At 47.3% G+C, this 19,566-nt stretch carries 13 protein-coding genes; 12 read left to right on the forward strand and 1 reads right to left on the reverse strand.

Going from position 1 to position 19,566, the window contains the following annotated elements; genetic code table 11:
* Window positions 1–16: 16 nt before the first annotated feature.
* The 12 genes from NSS67_RS10775 (at window position 17) to NSS67_RS10830 (ending at window position 17,945) form a co-directional block, all read left to right on the forward strand.
* The gene (locus tag NSS67_RS10775; RefSeq protein WP_339319521.1) at window positions 17–1,438 is read left to right on the forward strand and encodes a DUF5060 domain-containing protein; all 1,422 of its coding nucleotides are present in this window, start codon (window positions 17–19) and stop codon (window positions 1,436–1,438) included.
* 17 nt (window positions 1,439–1,455) lie between these two features.
* Complete coding sequence (locus NSS67_RS10780) at window positions 1,456–2,958, forward strand: DUF5605 domain-containing protein (RefSeq protein WP_339319522.1); 1,503 nt, start codon at window positions 1,456–1,458, stop codon at window positions 2,956–2,958.
* Window positions 2,959–3,001: 43 nt separating this feature from the next.
* Window positions 3,002–5,125 (forward strand): hypothetical protein, encoded by a 2,124-nt coding sequence (locus NSS67_RS10785; protein ID WP_339319523.1) that lies wholly within the window; start codon window positions 3,002–3,004, stop codon window positions 5,123–5,125.
* Window positions 5,103–6,401, forward strand: a complete 1,299-nt coding sequence (locus NSS67_RS10790; RefSeq protein ID WP_339319524.1) for a four-carbon acid sugar kinase family protein — start codon at window positions 5,103–5,105, stop codon at window positions 6,399–6,401. The genes NSS67_RS10785 and NSS67_RS10790 overlap by 23 nt, the downstream gene beginning before the upstream one ends.
* A gap of 3 nt (window positions 6,402–6,404) precedes the next feature.
* Window positions 6,405–7,409 (forward strand): 4-hydroxythreonine-4-phosphate dehydrogenase PdxA, encoded by a 1,005-nt coding sequence (gene pdxA / locus NSS67_RS10795; RefSeq protein WP_339319525.1) that lies wholly within the window; start codon window positions 6,405–6,407, stop codon window positions 7,407–7,409.
* Window positions 7,410–7,420: 11 nt separating this feature from the next.
* Window positions 7,421–8,314 (forward strand): 4-hydroxy-tetrahydrodipicolinate synthase, encoded by an 894-nt coding sequence (gene dapA / locus NSS67_RS10800; RefSeq protein WP_339319526.1) that lies wholly within the window; start codon window positions 7,421–7,423, stop codon window positions 8,312–8,314.
* Window positions 8,315–8,317: 3 nt separating this feature from the next.
* On the forward strand, window positions 8,318–9,505 hold the full coding sequence (locus NSS67_RS10805; RefSeq protein WP_339319527.1) for an iron-containing alcohol dehydrogenase: 1,188 nt from the start codon (window positions 8,318–8,320) through the stop codon (window positions 9,503–9,505).
* An 11-nt stretch (window positions 9,506–9,516) separates the two neighbouring features.
* Window positions 9,517–10,458, forward strand: a complete 942-nt coding sequence (locus NSS67_RS10810) for a pectinesterase family protein (protein ID WP_339319528.1) — start codon at window positions 9,517–9,519, stop codon at window positions 10,456–10,458.
* A gap of 46 nt (window positions 10,459–10,504) precedes the next feature.
* A complete protein-coding gene (locus tag NSS67_RS10815; protein WP_339319529.1) occupies window positions 10,505–11,593 on the forward strand; it encodes an alpha/beta hydrolase family protein in 1,089 nt (362 codons plus the stop codon).
* The gene (locus NSS67_RS10820; RefSeq protein WP_339319530.1) at window positions 11,590–14,298 is read left to right on the forward strand and encodes a hypothetical protein; all 2,709 of its coding nucleotides are present in this window, start codon (window positions 11,590–11,592) and stop codon (window positions 14,296–14,298) included. Before NSS67_RS10815 ends, NSS67_RS10820 begins: the two co-directional genes overlap by 4 nt.
* 35 nt (window positions 14,299–14,333) lie before the next feature.
* Window positions 14,334–15,407 carry a Gfo/Idh/MocA family oxidoreductase gene (locus tag NSS67_RS10825; protein ID WP_339319531.1) on the forward strand — a complete coding sequence of 358 codons (1,074 nt, stop codon included), beginning with the start codon at window positions 14,334–14,336 and terminating at the stop codon, window positions 15,405–15,407.
* A 1,314-nt stretch (window positions 15,408–16,721) separates the two neighbouring features.
* Window positions 16,722–17,945, forward strand: coding sequence for an ATP-binding protein (locus NSS67_RS10830; RefSeq protein WP_339319532.1), 1,224 nt, complete (start codon window positions 16,722–16,724; stop codon window positions 17,943–17,945).
* 64 nt (window positions 17,946–18,009) lie between these two features.
* Here the strand turns inward: NSS67_RS10830 and NSS67_RS10835 are convergent, their stop codons facing one another.
* A complete protein-coding gene (locus NSS67_RS10835; protein WP_339319533.1) occupies window positions 18,010–19,563 on the reverse strand; it encodes an ABC transporter substrate-binding protein in 1,554 nt (517 codons plus the stop codon).
* Window positions 19,564–19,566: the final 3 nt, after the last annotated feature.

A 19,566-nucleotide genomic window follows, 5' to 3' on the forward strand; every position in this document is an offset into this window, starting at 1 on the left:
GGGGGAGCAGAAGCGTATGAAGATTCAAGAAGTAGAACGTTGGGGGACGTTTGAGATCGTAATGACCGGACCTTCGACAGGCAATCCATTTCAGGAGGTTGCTCTTTCGGCCGTATTTGAGTATCACAATGATCGGATTGAAGTAGATGGATTCTATGATGGAGCTGGCGTTTATCGTATTCGGTTTATGCCAGATCGCGAGGGCGCATGGCGGTTCATTACGAAGAGCGTTACGCCTGAGCTAGACGATATGGTAGGAAGCTTCGTATGTACGCCCCCATCGCCAGGTAATCACGGACCTGTAAGAGTTAAAGATGGATACCTGTTCGCTTACGAGGATGGAACTCCTTACTTACCATTCGGTACAACTTGCTATCACTGGACGCATAAAGGGGATAGAGCACACGAGCAGTTAACCTTAGAGGAGCTTGATAAATCTCCATTTAATAAGGTTCGAATGTGTCTGCTGCCAACGAAAGACATGCGTCCAGATCAGGTTGTGTACGAGGGTACGTGTCCGGAGGATGTGGACCTCACTCGCTTTAATACAGATTTCTTTGCTCATGTAGAGCAGTGCCTAAGCGATTTAATGAAGCTGGGTATTGAAGCCGACCTCATTCTATTCCACCCTTACGACAAACAAGGGGGATGGGGCTTTAATGGCTTGACACGTGAACAAGATTTATTCTACTTACGCTATATTATCGCCCGTTTCTCGGCGTTCCGTAATGTATGGTGGTCGTTATCGAACGAGTATGACTTTAATACGATGAAGACGGTGGAGGACTGGGATCGACTATTGCAATTTGTACAGCGAAAAGATGCATACCAGCATCTTAGTTCCATTCATAACGGTACCAAAATGTATGAGCATACATCCGAATTTGATGCCACGAAGTCATGGCTTACACATCAGAGCATTCAGCATTGGGATGCTGAGGCAACTACAGCATTAAGAGCAGCGGCGCGAAAACCAGTCGTTATCGATGAAATCTCTTATGAGGGGAATGTCGCAAAGCGTTGGGGAAACATCACGGGTCTTGAACTGATGGATCGTTATTGGACTGGACTGACGAGGGGTGGCTTTATTGCTCATGGCGAATGCTTTGTGAATAAACCAACTGGAGCCTGGATCTCTGGGGGTGGTCGACTGTACGGGGAAAGTCCTGAACGGATACGATTCTTACGCAAGCTGATGGAAGAAGGTCCAGCGGATTGGATGGCAGCTCGTGAGGAAGGCTCCTATGCGCTGCTTTATTTAGGCAAATATCGCTATTCCTCCTACAAGCTGCCGATGTCCGCTGATCGACAGTATCAGATCGAGCTTATTGATATTTGGAACATGTCGGTATATTCGTTAGACGGCACGTACGCAGGGCAGAGCGATGTGACATTACCAGCTGAGCCGTATACAGCTTTGCGTGTAGTAGCAGTTTGAAAGGAGAGAATCAAGTGGTGCAATACAATGATACAGTAGAGCGTTGGGGAATATTTGAACTGCGGTTGAAGAGTCGCGATGATGATAGGCTGTTCGCGGATGCAGAATTGCACGCCTTATTTAACATAGGGGAACGGCAATGTGAATCCTTTGGTTTTTATGATGGGAACGGATGGTTATGCATCCGGTTCATGCCGGATGAAGAGGGGGAATGGTCCTTCACGCTCAGCGGGTCCGAGGCACCAATGGGTGGATATACAGGTCAATTTCAATGCTTAGCGGCAAAGACTGATAATCACGGACCTGTGCACGTAGCAGGCACGACGCATTTCGTTTATGCAGATGGTACGTCCTTTACGCCATTCGGTACGCAGCTTTTAGCATGGCATATGCAAGAGAGTGAGCTACGTACAAGAACACTTCAAACGCTACAGGCATCGCCATTCAATAAAGCTCGTATGAGTTTGCTTCCTATGTCTGAATACAAGGCAGTGGATGAGATTAGCGCGTCGCCTTTCGCAACGAGTACGGATGGGCAGCCAGACTATGATTGCTATAATCCAGCTTATTTCGCAAGGCTGGAGGAGAGTGTGACGGATCTAGACCAGCTTGGTGTGGAGGCGGAGCTCATTCTTTTTCCAGGGAACAGCACGGGAGAAGTGACGTTTCAACTCACTTCAGAGCAGGAAGAACGATATATTCGGTATGTTGTTTCACGTTTTGCTGCCTATCGAAATGTGTGGTGGTCTATGGCAGATGTGGGCGATGGCTCACAGCGTCCGGATCATGACTATCGTCAAGCTTTCCGAACACTTCGCGAATGTGATTATGGACATCATCTATGCACGATTCATGGTACGCCATCGTCCTATAATTGTGGGGCACCATGGCTGACTCATATTAGTCTTCGACATGAGGAGCCGACCATTTGCTCTAGTATCATACTGCAGTATGAGAAGCCAGTTATCATCGATCATGGTGGTCGTGAAGGAAATGGACCGGAGCGGGAAAATGCATTAACAGCCGAAGAATTGCTGCGGCGGATCTGGGAAGGGATGACGCGTGGCGGATACGTGACGCATGGCGAATATCTTTACACTCCTCAACATACATGCTGGTCCATTCACGGAGGCGAACTGCTAGGGGAGAGTGTACAGCGAATTATGTTCATGCGCAATCTGCTTGCGGATGCGCCGGGCTTCCTGACGTATAACCGAATGCGGCATGATGTGTCCACCATCGAACGGCAGGGGGAGTATTACTTACCGTATTTCGGAGGGCATCGTTGTACGTCGCGCATGTTCGCGGTACCAAGCGGTGAATTTTCCGTCGATCTTATTGATACATGGAATATGACGATAGATAGGCTGGATCAAACGTATCAGGACAGATTTGAGATTATGCTGCCTGGTGAACTTTATTACGCTCTTCGCTTGCAGAAAACTAATGATGCTGAAGTGATCGCTAGCACTAATGAAGAGGAAAGGGTGCCTGTGCTTGCGGTAGATGACGGAGATTGACCCCTTGCAGTGGGGAGAATCGAATGGGGAGGAGGTCATTGGAATGAAAACGTACCGATTAACGAGTCTGGTTGAACAGCGAATCGTGGACGTTTGGCAGTCGGATCAGGATGTCTATGTTCAATTATCTTGTGAAGGAGCCACCAAACCATACTTCAGCAATTCACTTATGCATATGGCGGTATACTCACAGGGACGTCCATGGCGTGCAGATAGAATTCCATTGCAGTCCTCACGAATTGAGGAGCAGGATGGCCTGTTACGAATTGAGGCGGATTGCGGGGAGCTGTTATTGGTTCTAGAGCTCCAGTTCGATGCAGAAGGACTGCTTCAGATGAGTACGGTATGGCATAACCGAAGTGATCGGATTCTGAAGGATGTTGCAGTTGGTCTTGAGTGGGAGCTTGCCGTTCATGGTAAGGAGAATGTGACCATTCCTCATATGATTTACAATAACAATCCGTCAGCTGACCCAGCAAGAAAGGTACCGCGACTTGGCCTTGGAGAGGACAAAGGGTTTATTTGCGAGGAGCATCGACTTCCGATTCCATGTGTAAATGTCGAGTGGAAAGATGACAGCGCTCAACAACGGTTCGTTACCTTATTCTCGTTGCCATCTTACGTCCTTCAGGAAAATGGCACGGTTCAATATGGATCACTCGGCGCTTATAAACGGGATGACCGCATATCCATTGCAGCGATGAGCGGTGTGTTAATGTTTGGTGGGGAGAAGGATATTGTCTATGTCAGTAAAAGCTTAACCGATACCTATGCGGGTGGATATCTCGATTTTGCACCAGGATTTTCACTTGTAAAAAGCTACGCCTTGGAATGGGGAACGGTTCAGGAGCCGGGTCGTGCTTTCTCGCAAGTCGTTCATCGTGCCATTCAATTATATGATCCCGATGGGGCTGCACCGCATTCACTTGAGGAGCTCATTACTTTGAAGACCAAGGCGATGAATGATCGTTGGCGAGAGACGGCACAATCTGCCGGCTATGTAAAATTTAATGACCGCAACTCCTTTGGTCTCGCATCGAAACATGGGCTGCATTATATGTATGGCTGGACAGGACAATGCTTGAAGCTGGCTTGGTGCGATGCACAAATCGGATTCAATTCGAATGAAATGGACGGTGTCGAGCGTTGTAGGAAAGCTGTTGATTTCTACCTTGCCGGTAGCAATACAGCAGTACCAGGTCTGCGAAGTAGCGCGTATCACCTGCAAGATGGTCGATGGGAAAATTTCAATCGACAGCAGCAGCCTGTTATTTCAAGTCGCGCTTTTGGTGAAACGGTGAGCGACTTGGCCGATATCATTCAATTGTTCAAGAGTCATGGCGAAATCGTCCCGGATGCATGGCTCGTTGAGCTCAGGCTGTCAGCGAATTTTCTAATGTGTGCACGATTACCTTCAGGAATCTTCCCAGCCACTTGGCGATTAGATGGCAATGCAGCGGAGACGGAGATTACTGCTGCGGGTATTCCGTGTCTGATCTCATTGTTAAAGTCGTATCAGGTAACAGGTGAGCAGGTGTATCTAGATGTTGCAACGGCTAGTATGAAACGTTATTACGAGTTGCATGCGGAGACCTTCGAACGGCCATTCGCTCGATCAACACTGGATGCCCAGTGTGAGGATAAGGAAGCTGGCATGTTCTTCTTCATTGCGGCATACGAGCTGTTCCGACTAACGGGTGAATCTGACTATCGAGTATGGGCTGAAATTGCGGCAGATTGGATTCTTACCTATGTATATCTGTGGAATCCTGCTTATGATCCAGGGACAGCATTTAAGGAGCAAAACTTTAATGCGGTAGGGTGGCCTGGAGTGAGTGTTCAGAATCATCATCTCGATGTTTTTTTTCCTACGTATGAATTGTGGCAGTTTGGTCTACTTATTGGTAACGGGACGTATGTCCGCTTGGCGCGGATGATCTTTGATGCACTGGGTCAAGGCATTTGTACGAAGGCAGGCGAGTGGGGTTTTACCGTAGTTGGTGAACAAGCGGAAGGCTTCTTTCAATCTAATTTCCAGGGACGTGGTCGTTCCAACACATGGAATCCATCATGGATTATTTCTGAAGTGTTGCATCATGCCCTCCGTTTCCGTACGGCATGTATGAAGGAGGAAGAAAAGAGTCATGGAAGCATTAGTTCTCGCTGATGATCTTACAGGAGCCGCGGATACAGCGGCGGCGTTCATTGATGGACGCCGCCGTATAGCGCTCTCCCTGTTTGACAATGGAGAGCTATTAGCTGTTCCGACATGTGATGTATGGGCTATTGATGCTGCGACAAGAGGGATGTCACAAGCAGAAGCATATAAAGCTACTTATAATGCGGTTATTACTGCGTTATCAGGAAATCCACGTTTCGTATACAAGAAGCTGGATTCGGCATTAAGAGGTAATATTTCGAACGAATGTGACGCTGTAATTGAAGCTTTTCGAGCGGATCTATGTATTGTATGTCCTGCTGTCCCGAAGCTTGGGAGGACAACTTTGCATGGTGAGCAGCTGGTTAACGGTATTCCTGTCCACGAGACCGAAATGGGCAGAGATCCGATGAATCCAGTACATACATCACACATTGCGACGATCCTCCGACATTCAACAAACCAGGGCATCGCACGGATTGGACTAGATCAACTTACAAGCGCAGCTTATCACATGTGTCATTTGTTCGAGCATGGCATGCGTTATGTCATTTGCGATGCGGTAGAAGATGCAGATTTAGATCTAATTGTAGCGGCGGGGTTATACAGTGGGTTGCGTATTGTGTGGGCGGGTACAGCAGGACTCGCACAGGCATTAGCAAGAACCTTAGACATACCTAAGGAAGTTAATTGCGATAGCGATAACCTTTTGAAGATGCAGCCTGATCAAGGCGCGGCATGGTTCATTAGCGGCAGCCAGACATTAGTTACGGAACGTCAGTTGAATGAGTTCTCTCCTCGATGTCGTATCAACTGCCAATATACGGCGGAGTCCTTACTTCGTGAATCTAACACCTTTGCTAATACGGAGAACGACTGGAGTAGGGATGACTTGGTTAGCGATGGTCCTCTGGTACAAGATGCAATATTCGCAACAGCTCGTGAGGAAGCGGAGGGCCTGCTGTTTTTCGAAGCGAACCAACGAGGGATTAGCATCCGTGAGATGAGCTCGATCTTGTTAGGATCATTCGTGAGGCGCGTCCGCAGTAAGCTGGATACATGTAAAAATGTCTCCTTACTGGTGCTAATCGGGGGTGAGACGGCGCGTTCGATGTTAAAAGAATTAACGATTAACACCATTTTTCTTGAACACGAATTCGAACCAGGAATTATCGAAAGCGTCGCCGTGCTTCCGAGAGCCTATAAAATCATTACGAAATCGGGAGCATTCGGAGATCCCAACACACTTGTCCGCATCTTGGAGAAGCATCGAATAGGAGGATGAAGCGTGAATAAGAGTAAGCCTGTAATCGGAATTACGATGGGCGATGCTGCAGGCGTCGGCCCTGAGATTATCGTGAAAGCGCTGGCACACTCAAAGATATATGATTGGTGCCAACCTGTGGTCATTGGGGAGAAAAAAGTGCTAGAACGAGCCATGCCCCTGGTGAAGAGCGAGCTAGCATTAGAAGTCCTGAACGAGTCTAGTGATTGGACTGAAGCGGGTCAAGCAGGAACTATCTCATTAGTTGATGTGAGTTATCCTATGGCACCTCCAGAATTCGGGCAATTATCCGCTGAAGCGGGTGATGCTGCGTATCGTTGTGTGAAGAAAGCTGTAGAGTTAGGTCTTGCTGGCAAAATCGGAGCCATTTGTACTGCACCATTGAATAAAGAAGCGCTACACCTGGGTGGTCACTTATATCCGGGGCATACTGAGCTGCTTGCTCATCTAATGGATGTCAAAGATTATGCCATGATGCTTGCAGCACCGAAGCTTAGAGTTATTCACGCGACGACACATGTGGGGTTAAAGGACGCTATTGATCGACTAAGCCCGCAGCGAATTCTTCGCGTGATTCAATTGGCGGATGATCTGCTACGGAAGAGTGGCATCACTTCACCGCGCATTGCGGTTTGTGGTATTAATCCGCATGCCGGTGAGAACGGGTTATTTGGTAACGGAGAAGAGGGCGAGAAAATCGTACCAGCGATACAGGAAGCCGTTGCAGCTGGAATCAATGCGACCGGTCCTTATCCAGCTGATACAGTCTTTTTCCGCGCGGTTCGTGGGGATTTCGATTGTGTTGTTGCGATGTATCATGACCAAGGACATATCCCAATTAAAGTACTCGGCATGGAAGAAGGCGTAAATATATCCGTTGGTATGCCTCTCGTACGAACAAGTGTAGATCATGGTACGGCATTCGATATCGCTGGTACCGGCATTGCAGATGAATCCAGCTTAATCGAAGCGATTCGTCAGGCTGCTGCTCTAGTTCCACATAGTTGAAGGGAGAGTTCATGATGATAAAACCTCAAGGTATTATACCCGCTATGGTAACACCATTTGATCATAATAATCGACTGAATGAAGCTGTCGTTCGCCAGATGATTCGGCGCCAAATTGCTGCAGGGGTACACGGAATCTTTGTACTCGGGACGAATGGTGAATTTTTCGCTATGTCGGAGGATGAGAAGGTCGAGCTTGTTCGTATTGCTGCGGATGAAATCGGTGGAAGCGTTCCGCTCTATGCTGGCTCGGGTGCTATCACGACATCGGATACCGTCCGTTTATCGTGTAGGTTAGAGGAAGCAGGCGCAGATATTTTATCTGTGATCACCCCTTATTTTGTTCCATTGAATCAGTCCGAGCTGCACAAGCACTTTGAAACTGTTGCAAGGTCTACGGCCCTGCCAATTGTACTCTATAATATTCCTGCCCGTACAGGCATTATGCTGGAAGCGCGGACAGTAGCCACGCTATCACAAATTTCTAACATCGTTGGTGTGAAGGATTCGAGCGGTAACTTCGAGCATGTGCTACAGCTCATTCAACAGAGTGATACAAACTTCTCGGTTCTTGCTGGCACAGATTCGTTAATATTATCGGCGCTACAGGCAGGGGGAAGCGGTGCTATCGCGGCATCGGCGAATGTTGTACCTGCAACGGTTGTCTCGATCTATGATCATTGGCAGGCAGGACGACTTGAAGATGCCAACAAAGCGCAAGCGGATATCGCGGCTATTCGAAAGCTAATGCAATACGGTTCCATTCCAGCTGGTCTGAAAGAAATTCTAAATCAGCTCGGACTTGAAGTGGGTTCACCGCGACTACCCGTACAGCCGGTTGACGAAGTGACGCGTAATGCGATTGCGCAAGGGATGCGTGCAGCTTGTCTTGTGAAGGAGGTGTAAGTCTTGTCTATCCTATTTCAAACATCAGAATCTATATTAGCTGGCGTAGGCACATTCCATTCCGTTGCAGAGCAAATTCAGAAGCAGCTTGGACCTGTTAAGCGAGCGCTGATCATTACGATTTCAAATATGAAAAAGAATGGCATTGCGGATATGCTCCAGCAGCAGCTTCGTACATTCCGTATCGAGTCTGATGTACTAGACGATGAAATCTTACCTGAACCTACTGCAGATCATATCAAAGAGGTTCATTCGAAATTTAAAAATGAACCATACGACGTTTATATTGGCATTGGCGGTGGGAGCGTACTTGACGCAACGAAGCTGTTCTCTGTCTTAACGACAAACCATACATCCATTGAGGAAATGCTAGGGACGGACAATATTAAGCAGGATGGTATTCCAACTGTATTAATTCCGACAACCTCAGGAACAGGTTCAGAGGTTACGCCGAATGCGATCGTTACATTTCCTGAGCGACAATTGAAAATTGGTGTCGTTAGTCGTCGATTGTATCCAAAGCTCGCCGTACTAGACCCAGAGCTCACGGTCTCACTTCCGAAGGAAGTGACAGCGGCAACAGGTATGGACGCCTTTACGCATGCACTGGAATCATTCATAGGTAAGAAAGCGAATAGGATTAGCGATATGTTCGCATTGGAATCGATGCGGCTTATAAGTAGAAGCATTGTTGAAGCGTATGAAAACGGTAGCTCCATTGCTGCTCGTTCAGCGATGTTGTTCGGCTCCGCTTATGGTGGTATGGCGCTTGCGGCCTCAGGAACAGCTGCTGTTCATGCGATGGCCTATCCGTTAGGCGGCACTTTTAGTATTCCTCATGGTGTTGCCAATGCCATGCTGCTGCCTCATGTCATGGAAGCGCAGCTTGATGAGATTACAAATCGACTCGCCTTGGCTGCAGGTGTCATGCGCCAAGGGTTGGACATAAATAGCAGATTGGCTAGCAATGAGCATGAGGCGGCATGGGCACTTGAGCAGATTACCGAATGGACGAATCGCGTTGGCATCCCGCAAAATTTAGAGGCTTACGGTGTCAAGGAGCAGGATATTCCTTTCCTAGCAGAGGGAGCGTCACAGGTGACACGTCTGATGGATAATAATCCGAAGCAGTTTTCTCTCGCGGAGCTCGAGCAAATATATCGTAAGCTATTACCGATCAAAGTGAGCTAGGAGGTCAGGATATGCGAACAATTATCGTGGATCAGAATGGAAATGGCGATTACCTTACAGTGACGGAGGCAATTCAGGCTGCCCCAGATCATGCAATTGAACGGACATGTATTGTACTTAAAAATGGTGAATATCGAGAGAAAATTACCGTTCCAGAGAACAAAAGAAACTTATGTATGATTGGCGAAACCCGAGATGGAGCAATCATCATCTATGACGATTCATTCTCAACAATAAAGCCCAATGGCGAGAAAATGACGATGTACGAAACACCGACCTTCACGATTCTTGCAGATGATTTCTATGCGGAGAATATAACCTTTGCAAATGCAGCGAGTAGAGTGGAACCGCGCGGGCAGGCACTCGCGATTGAAGCGAGAGGAGATCGGGCTATTTTTCGGAATGTCTCCATTCTTGGTCATCAAGATACGCTCTATACATCTGGTTATGGCAGACAATTGTATGACCACTGTTACATCGAGGGAACCGTAGACTTCGTATTCGGATCTGCGACAGCCGTATTTAATGAATGTGAGCTACATAGCATTGATCGTCATAATGGCTATGTGACAGCGCCTTCAACGGGAAATGCACAGACATATGGTTATGTATTTCTGAACTGCAGGCTAACGACCTCCGCATCTGCTGAGACCGTGAGTCTCGGCCGACCATGGAAGCCTTATGGTAGCTCGATTTTCGTAAATACATGGATGGATCGTCACATCCGCCGAGGTGGTTGGGATAATTGGCGTGACCCGAATAAGGAGATCACATCGCGATTTGCGGAATATGGAAGCACGGGTCCGGGAGCAGAACAAGCGGATCGTGTGGGATGGGCGAAAATGTTAACGGAAAAGGCGGTAGCGACATTAACGATAAGCAGCGTACTCTCAGGAGATGACGGATGGAATCCGGGAGAGATATCCGTGATAAACGCTGAGACAGGTGTGTAACTGACAGATCACTGTAATTATCCGTTTATAGAAAGGTGTTTACGAGATGTGGAATCCTGATGGCTTTATGGAAATGCTGTATGAACAATCCGTAACGGCAAGGAAGGGGCTATCCAGTCGAAGTAACTCGGAACGGAAAGCCCTATTAAAGGAACGATTACAATCTTCATTAGGATCTTACGAAGATATGCGCGCGCCGCTTAATCCAATTTTATTGGAACGAATAGAGTATGAAGATTACATTCGAGAACGTATCGAAATCGGAACGGTCATAGGACTTCGAATGCCGATATACATTCTCATTCCCAAGACAGAAGTTAGAGTGGTGCAGTCTGGGCAGCTTCCTGGAATGTTGGCATTGCATGGTCATGGTTACGGTAGCCGTGAGGTTATTGGTCTAGCCTCTGACGGTACGATGCTGACGAAAAAGGGGGGGCACAACAGCTTTGCGATGGAGCTCATGAGACAGGGGCATATTGTCGTAGCCCCGGAGATGATCGGCCTTGGTGATCGCAGGCTGCTTCGTGATACGATTCCGGGCAAAGAACGAAGCTCCTGTATTTCTTTAACCGGTCAATTGCTGATGTATGGCATGTCCCTCGGTGGACTGCGCGTATTCGAAGCGCTTAGGGCGCTCGATTATTTTGTCACGCGGACAGAGGTCGCTGCCGACCAGATTGGATGTATGGGCTTTTCTGGTGGTGGTACGGTCGCTGCATATGCTTCGGCGTTGGATGAGCGGATTAAAGCTACCGTATTATGTGCCTTTACCAATACATTTAAAGGTAGCATCTTATCTATCAATCATTGTATCGATAATTTTGTACCTGGCGTGCTGGATTATGCTGAGCTTCCGGACCTCATTGGATTAATCGCTCCGCGTCCTCTATTCATTGAATCGGGAGAGAATGACCCTATATTCCCTGCTTCATCCTTGCAAGAAGCGATTGAGATTCTGCAGGGCATCTATTGCCAGGAACAAGCAGAAGACATGCTCCAATACGATATTTTCCCAGGTGTGCACGAGGTGAATGGACGCGAAATATATCCTTGGCTACGCTCGATCTGGCGATCAGGGATTAGCCATTACCCAGGTAATGATCTGAATATGATAGAGGAGGCGAAAGCGGAATGAATAGAATATCGCTAGGCATTCAAGAGGGTGCAACGAGACGAATGCATTACGGCTTGGAGTTGTTGACTAGAGCCCTGCAGGAATGCGGCTATGAAACTAGTGAGACGAATCAAGAATGGAACGCACTTACTTACAGAGCTTCTCCGGAAATGAAAGTTTATATTGGAAATCGAGAAGAATCTGAATTTATTCGTTCGTTCGAGCAGCAGGAGGTGCTGCTCTATCATTCGCAGACACCAGGCAAGGAAGGCTTTTATATCGCTACACTACCGGGGAACCTGATCGTTGTATCTGGTGGAAATGACACAGGGGCCTTGTATGGAGCCATGGAACTAGCTGCGAAGGTTCGCTCGGCAGGAAAAGTGCCTAATCTCCTAGCACATGGGGAAACACCAGTCTTTGTTTTACGCGGACCTGTTCTTGGTTTGCAGAAGACAGAAATTGAGCCACCAAGACGCACATATGAATATCCGATCACACCAGATCGGTTTCCTTGGTTTTATGATAAAACGATGTGGCTTGATTATTTGGATATGTTATGTCAGCAGCGCAGCAACGTCGTTTACATCTGGACGGGGCATCCGTTTGGTTCACTAGTAAAGTTGAAAGAATATCCAGAGGCATTAGAAGTAACGGAAGAGGAATATCAGCTCAATTTGGAGACCTTCGGTTGGTTAACAGAAGAAGCAGATAAACGAGGCATTTGGGTAGTACTGAATTTCTATAACATTCATATTCCACTACCATTTGCAGAGAAGCATGGTCTCGCGCTTCATCAACCGAAGCCATTACCGATTACTGCAGATTATACACGTAAGGCCATTGCGGAATTTGTTAGGTCTTATCCGAGTGTTGGACTTATGCTATGTCTAGGTGAAGCGCTGCAAGGAGGCACTTATGGGGCGGAATGGTTTACAGATACGATTATTGCAGGTGTAAATGAGGGCCTTCATGATCTCAAGGTGAAGGAATATCCGCCGATTATTCTGCGTGCACATGCGTTGAAGGCCGAGCCGATCGTGGAGAAGGCCACTCCACTCTATCCCAATCTGTATACTGAAGCTAAGTACAATGGTGAATCGCTTACGACCTGGACCCCAAGAGGCGGTTGGGTGCAGACGCATCTTAATTTAAGTGGTATGCAGTCGGTTCATATTGTGAACGTCCACGTTCTTGCGAATTTGGAGCCGTTCCGTTACGGGTCACCTGCTTTTATTCAGAAGAGTATGCAGGCTGCGAAGCATCGGCAGAATGCGAACGGACTCCATGTCTATCCACTGTTCTTTTGGGATTGGCCTTATAGTAGTGATAAGGTGGAGCCTAGATTGAAGCAGATGGAACGCGATTGGATCTGGTTTGCTGCATGGGCTCGGTATGCTTGGAATCCAGACCGGGACTCAGAAACGGAAGCGTACTATTGGATCGAACAATTATCTGCAAGGTTCGGCTCGCGAGAAGCGGGCATATCACTCCTTGAAGCGTACGATAACTTTGGTGAATGTGCACCACGCCTACTACGACGCTTCGGAATTACAGAAGGTAACAGGCAGACATTATCGCTAGGGATGAAGATGAGTCAGTTGACGAATCCAGACCGTTATTCACCTTACCGGGCGTTGTGGGAAGATCATGCACCGCAGGGAGAGAGGCTGGAATTATTCGCTGAACGCGAAGCTGCTGGCGAGCCGCATATCGGTGAGACGCCATTCGACGTGGTTGAATCGAGTGAGATGTTCGCGGATCAAGCGTGGGCAGCCATTCAGCGTGCCAGCGCACATGTCACGCACAATCGAGAAGAATTCGATCGAATTGCTACAGATATCGAAGCGATTCGTTATATGGTGAAGTTCTATGGTGCCAAGGTACGGGCTGCCGTCAAGGTGTTGCTGTATAAACATCAGGTGAACGGCAACTATTTGGACCGAGTGGATTTATTGGAGGAGGCTGTTCCATATCTTCGGGAGAGTCTGGATTGGTACCGCAAGCTGACAGAGTTGACGGAACATACCTATTTATGTGCTAATAGCATGCTCACGCCTCATCGCAAGATTCCGATCCCTGACGGAAGGAAATATAAACATTGGAAAGACTGTCTTCCCGTCTATGAAGAGGAGCTGAGGAACTTCGAATTCAGTGTGAACAACCTAAAGTCGGGTAGCCTGCCAGCACAGGTAAGTGGTGAAGAACGATTCGATTCCTACCAACCAGCTAACTTCCGGTTAATCTCAAACCATGCGGAGCTCTACAAGCTAGAGAAGGACAGCTGTCTATTCACGGACGGAGAAGTCTATGTTCAGAGCTATGCAGAAGAACTTGAAGGTTTAATTGGGGTTCGCTTTAGCCGTGAAGAGGCAGTAAATCAAGGGGTTTCCGTTGAGTTCGAGACGGATACGTCGATTCATGTACTTGTTGGGTACTTCAATTCAGCTGATTCACAATGGCTTCAAGTGCCGACATTAGATGAGAATACACATGCCGATGAACGAGGAGGCTTGTCTCCCATTTTGCGAAAAGGGATCAAGATCCCATTCTACCCTAGTGTAAATGTTCACGCGTTTTTATATGAAGCTGGACGTCATGTGCTGAACCTTGGGGTAGGAGCTTATGCAGTGCTCGGCGTTATAGCAGGAGATCAGCAGTTGAAGGAGCGAGACGTATCACCGTTCAGTGAAAGCTCCCGCTCACTGGATTGGCTATACGGCTGAGTAAGCCGATTACTTCGAATGGAGTTGAACTGACCATGGAGAAACAAACATATCGGTTGGGTGTTATCGGGCTTGGGGAAGGAAGAAGTATTCTCTCGGCGGCACAGCAGAGTGATCGCTTTGAGATAGCGAACATGTGTGATCTGAATGAAGAGATGTGTAAGGAACGAGCGGAGGAGTTCGGCTTAACTCGCTATACACTCAACTATGATGACATGCTGAATGATCCAGACATCGATGTTATCGCGATTTATACCCCGGATCAGCTACATGCACGGCATATTAAACAAGCGTTCGAAGCAGGTAAACATGTCATCGTCACGAAACCAATGCTTGTTAATTTGGAAGGTGTTCATGAGCTACTCGCAGCATCAAGAGCATCTGGCAAGCAGCTGTTCGTTGGACAGAGCAGTCGCTTCTTTGAACCGATGCTGCATCAACGCGAAGATTACCTTGCGGGCAAGCATGGTGACCTCGAAGCGATTGAAACCTATTATATTTCGGACTCACGCTGGTTTCTTGAGCGTAGCTGGAGCAAGCAATCCGGCTTCAGCTGGATGTACAATTTCATGATCCATGCTGTAGACCTCGCAGCTTGGTACTTGCCGAGCATTGAAGAGGTATTCGGATATGGACGTTCAAGCAGCACCAACAGTGCTCACGGACTGACTGTACCGGATACGATGCGCTTCCTGATGAAAGATGCCGAAGGGCGCATTGCCCAAGTGAGTGGCTCCTATACAACACCAGCCTTACGCGGTATTGATCCGGGAATTAGCTGTACACTGCGTGGTACGAATGGCACCAGCCGCGCCGTCTATTCCAAGCTGGAATACTACACAAAGTTTCAAGGGGAAAAGTCGGCGGTTCATTCCTATCAGGACAAGCGACCGTATTACTTCCGTTTTGAAGGCGAGAGCCATCATGCAGGTGAGTACCAGAACTATATCGAATATTTCGCGACATGTCTGGATCAAGGAGAGACACCTAAGCCTGATCTACATGAGGGCATTCGGACGCTAGCGGTTATGGCAGCGATGGAACGAAGCATGGAGACAGGATTGCCAGTTCGTGTGGCGGATATATTGAAGGAGCATGAGCTTCACTAAAACTGCTGAAATAATAATAACGCGATCGGATGAGTGAACTGCGTTGGGTTCGGCCCCCGCCCTTGGCAGTATATAAGAAGGAGCATATTCTTAGTGATATGCTCTTTCTTTTTTTAGTAAGTGTAAGTTTGACTAACCAGTAACCAAATCCTGACGAAGAAACCTGCAAAAGTACATCTTTTTATGATAGAAGGGTGACTGAAGCAAGAATTCCTGCAAATCTGCAGGAATTCTTGCTTCAGAAGAAGCCCTCGAGCCATAAATGAGGATATTCCTGTATATTTGCAGCTTTTGGGCTTAAGGAAGAAAATATCTGCACAAAAAGCTGTATATTTGCAGGATTTCTCTAATCTATATAAGCTGAAAATAAGAATATATCAAATAGCGAGAAGGTACGGGAACTGGAGGAGCGCTAGCGGCCGCCTTTGTTTGCAGATTTCCGCCGCTAACAGCGGAATACAATCAAGAAATCTGCAAACAACAGCGGCCGGAAGTCCAATGATTCACCGCAGTGACTACTGAGCTTTAAGTTAATGTCATTAGGTCGGTCTATATAACGAAAGGTATGGATGAATAAGGGGTTAACAATTTCATTCTGGATGTGAGTCGAGGGCTTATCAGATTTTTTGGCATACTAGAATTTATAACATTTTGCGGTGAATGATATCCTATCGCCTCGTTTTCATTTTCTGCAAAAGTTAAGGCATGGAGCCGAACATCTTACAACGAATGCGAAACGAATTGACGGGATGTGCATATATTCAACTTCAACTTGTGGCATTGGGAAATCCTATTTTTAATGATCTCCCACCACTTTGGGATGTTTAACGGACTGAGTAGATCTTATATCCACCTAAATGCATGTTTTAGTCTAACTAACGAGCCAAATGTATGCGAAAAACCGAACACAATGTGCCGCCGGTAACGTAAACGAGCCAGCACCGTTATTCGCCCCAAATCACCAGGGAATGGGCTTGTTATAAGGGAATAAGTGCAATACTGTCCGTTAACCCTGGTGTATGTACTCATTTACCGGAAATAAGGGCCATACGGTCCGTATGTGGAACCTCACTAAAAGAGTGTACATGGATAGTGTTCGGAATTACGGATGTACTGGCATTGAAGAAATAGAATGAAGCGTTGGATTTACTTCAGATCTTTAAAGGACCGAGCCGTAGGTGAGGTTTTTCTTATAAGCAGCTATAAAATTCCCCATTCGGCACGCGCTCCAGAAAGTCCTTCGAGGTTAAGCATTGTATGAGGTATAATGAGTAGAACTCTTACAATAAGTTAGTAGAAGGGACGATCGGGATAATGTTGAAAACGGAATTTATAGAGGTCTTGTCAGTTATTTCCCATAAATTATATACTTCGGCAACGGATGTTATGGAAACTGCGAGCAAGCTAATCCCGGCTAATACGTTCTGCATTGCCAACCTGGACAGCCTGTCCACTAAGGTTCTTAAATCGTATAACCGAGAGAAGGTTATGCTGGTTGAAGGACTGGTGGTGGACAATGAGGAGTCGTATTGTGCTCTGGTTACCGAACATGCGCAAGGTCCGCTTTTTATAGATAATAATCTGACTCATCCGCTGACCAAAGATATGGATGCGACGCAGTTTGTTGGAGGATGTTCGTTTATTGGAGTGCCGATTCGTAATGAAAAAGGGGAATTCTACGGTTCTCTGTGTTCATTCGATCATAATTTCTATCAGTACCAAAAGCGGGATGTAGAGCTTCTGATTGCCTTGTCGGCTTTTTACACGAACCTGCTGGATATGGAGTCTACTTTTATTCAATTTAAAGCCATAGAAGAACAGGCAACTCGTATGCTTGAAGAAAAAAATAATCTACTGGCCGTACTCAGTCATGAAATCCGTACACCGATGAATGGGGTGATTGGCATGACGAGTCTACTGCAGACGACCGAGCTGTCTGACGAGCAAACGCTTTATGTGGATGTGATTGAGAAGAGCGGTAGCAATCTGCTGGCGATGATGGATCACATCCTTGATTACTCTAAAATGGAGGCCGGGACGATAACGCTGGAGAATAGCCCATTCCAAATCCGTGATATTATCTCGCATGTATTGCAGTTGTTCTCTGCCGAGGCCGAGAAGAAAGGGTTAAAGCTGCATGCAATTTTCGGAAGTGAAGCAGAGCCTGCTCTTCTGGGGGATAGTAATAAAATTTGTCAAATTCTAACTAATCTAGTGGGAAACGCGCTTAAATTTACCGAACACGGAGAGGTCTGCTTATTTGTTCAAAATAATGCCGATTTGGAAGACAAGGTCACCTTCTCCGTCGAGGTAAGGGATACCGGCATTGGACTTCCTATAGAACAGAAGGATAGCCTGTTCCGCTCCTTTTCACAAATTCATGAAAGACACTCACCAGGGAAGTATAGCGGTGCGGGACTTGGGCTCTCCATCTGTAAGCAACTAGCAGAATTAATGAATGGAGAAGTCTGGCTTAAGGATACAAGCGAACAGGGTAGTTCCTTCGTATTTGCTATCCCCTGCCCCGCTGTGTGGTGAGCCGTACGGGAGAAATTAAAAAGAAGGAGCCGCCAAGGTACAGGCGGCTCCTATTTTCATAAGCTTATTGCTTGTTCTTCAGGAAGGCCTCCCACTGTGTGGTGATTTCTGCTTCTAACTTTTCTATCCCTGAGGCTTTCAGCTTCGCGATATAATCACCAAGCACTTTGTTCGGGTCGACAGCTCCGGTCTCGAGTGCGGCCTCAAATTCATTTTTGACAGCATTAATGTTCGCGACCTCCGCTTTGACGTTGTCCTCACTATACTGAAAGCCGCTGCTTGCCGGCACAATTGCATTATTGTTCAGTTCGATCGTTTTCTCCCACGTATTAGCGTCTTGGCCAGGCTTCAGGTAGGCGTTGAACTGATCGCCAAAGACCCAGTCGGCATTCGGAGCGTACCCGGATTTTTCAATTGGGGCGATATACTGCTCGTCGGTTTTGGTGTAATGCTTGCCTTCAATGCCGTTGCAAATCAGGTTATATAGATACTTATCGGTATTGAGCAGATTGATCAGCATAAGTGCGCGCTCAGGGTTTTTGGAGTTCTTGTTGATGACCTGAATCGCACTGGCAATGCCGGTGAAATAGCTGTCGGAGATCGGAGCGTAGACGACGTCGTTGCCGCCATTGATCGCTTTTTCACCGATCTCGCCGCCTGGCTTCGAGGTGAATTCGATTGCTACGGCCACATTTCCTTTACTCTTCAGATCATTGATATTCTGCAGCACGGGAGCATCCTGGTTAATATAACCGGCTTTGAACCAACTGTGCATCGTATCGAAGTATTCTTTTTTGTTTTCCAGCTGCGTGATCTTGGAAATCGACTTCATGTCGGGATCATCTTTCTTGTAGAATACCGAAGAACCGTCGGAGCCGACCTCGGTGCGGTCAATATAAATTCCGTTAGAGTTCTGGGCGAGACCGAGCGGAATAATGCCTTTTTCATTGTCTTTAAGTGTTTTGAGGAAAGGCTCGATGTCTTTGTAGGATTGAATGGTAGAGACATCGAGATTGTATTTGTCTATAAATCGCTTTTGAATGATGAGACTCTTCTGCTTGGCGGCGATTTGATACACAGGAAATCCGTAGATTTTGCCATCTGCTGCTTTCATATCCGGCCAGAACTTGTCGGGAATATTGGCGCGTGCTTCAGGCGCATACTGGTTAATCATATCCTCCGTGATTTCTAGGTAAGCGCCCCTATCGATGTAAGGCTGGTAGTTGCCGAGCCAACCCTTTGAGCTAAAGGCGATATCGAAGTTTTCCTGCGCCGCAAGCATCGCATTCAGCTTCGGTTCATATTCATCAAAGGTCAGTGGCTTGAGTTCGACCGTGGCGTTGATTTTCTCTTTAAGGTATTTATTGATTTCATCGTTGACCAGCTTCTGGTCGGGACCTGGGTCAGCAGCTACCGGATAGATGAAGGTTAGCTTCACTTCAGGCAGCCCAGTGGGTGAAGGGGAAGTGGCAGGATCGGCGCTAGCCGCAGGTTCGTTTGTGGTATTGCCCGAAGGGGCCGAACTGTTATTCCCGTTATTCGAACAAGCGGCGAGGACGGCCAGACACAGCAGAAATACACAGAGCTTCAGGGCGACGGCTTTGGTAGATTTGTTCATTTA

It is taken from the genome of Paenibacillus sp. FSL R10-2734 (assembly GCF_037963865.1).
GTDB lineage: Bacteria > Bacillota > Bacilli > Paenibacillales > Paenibacillaceae > Paenibacillus_AQ.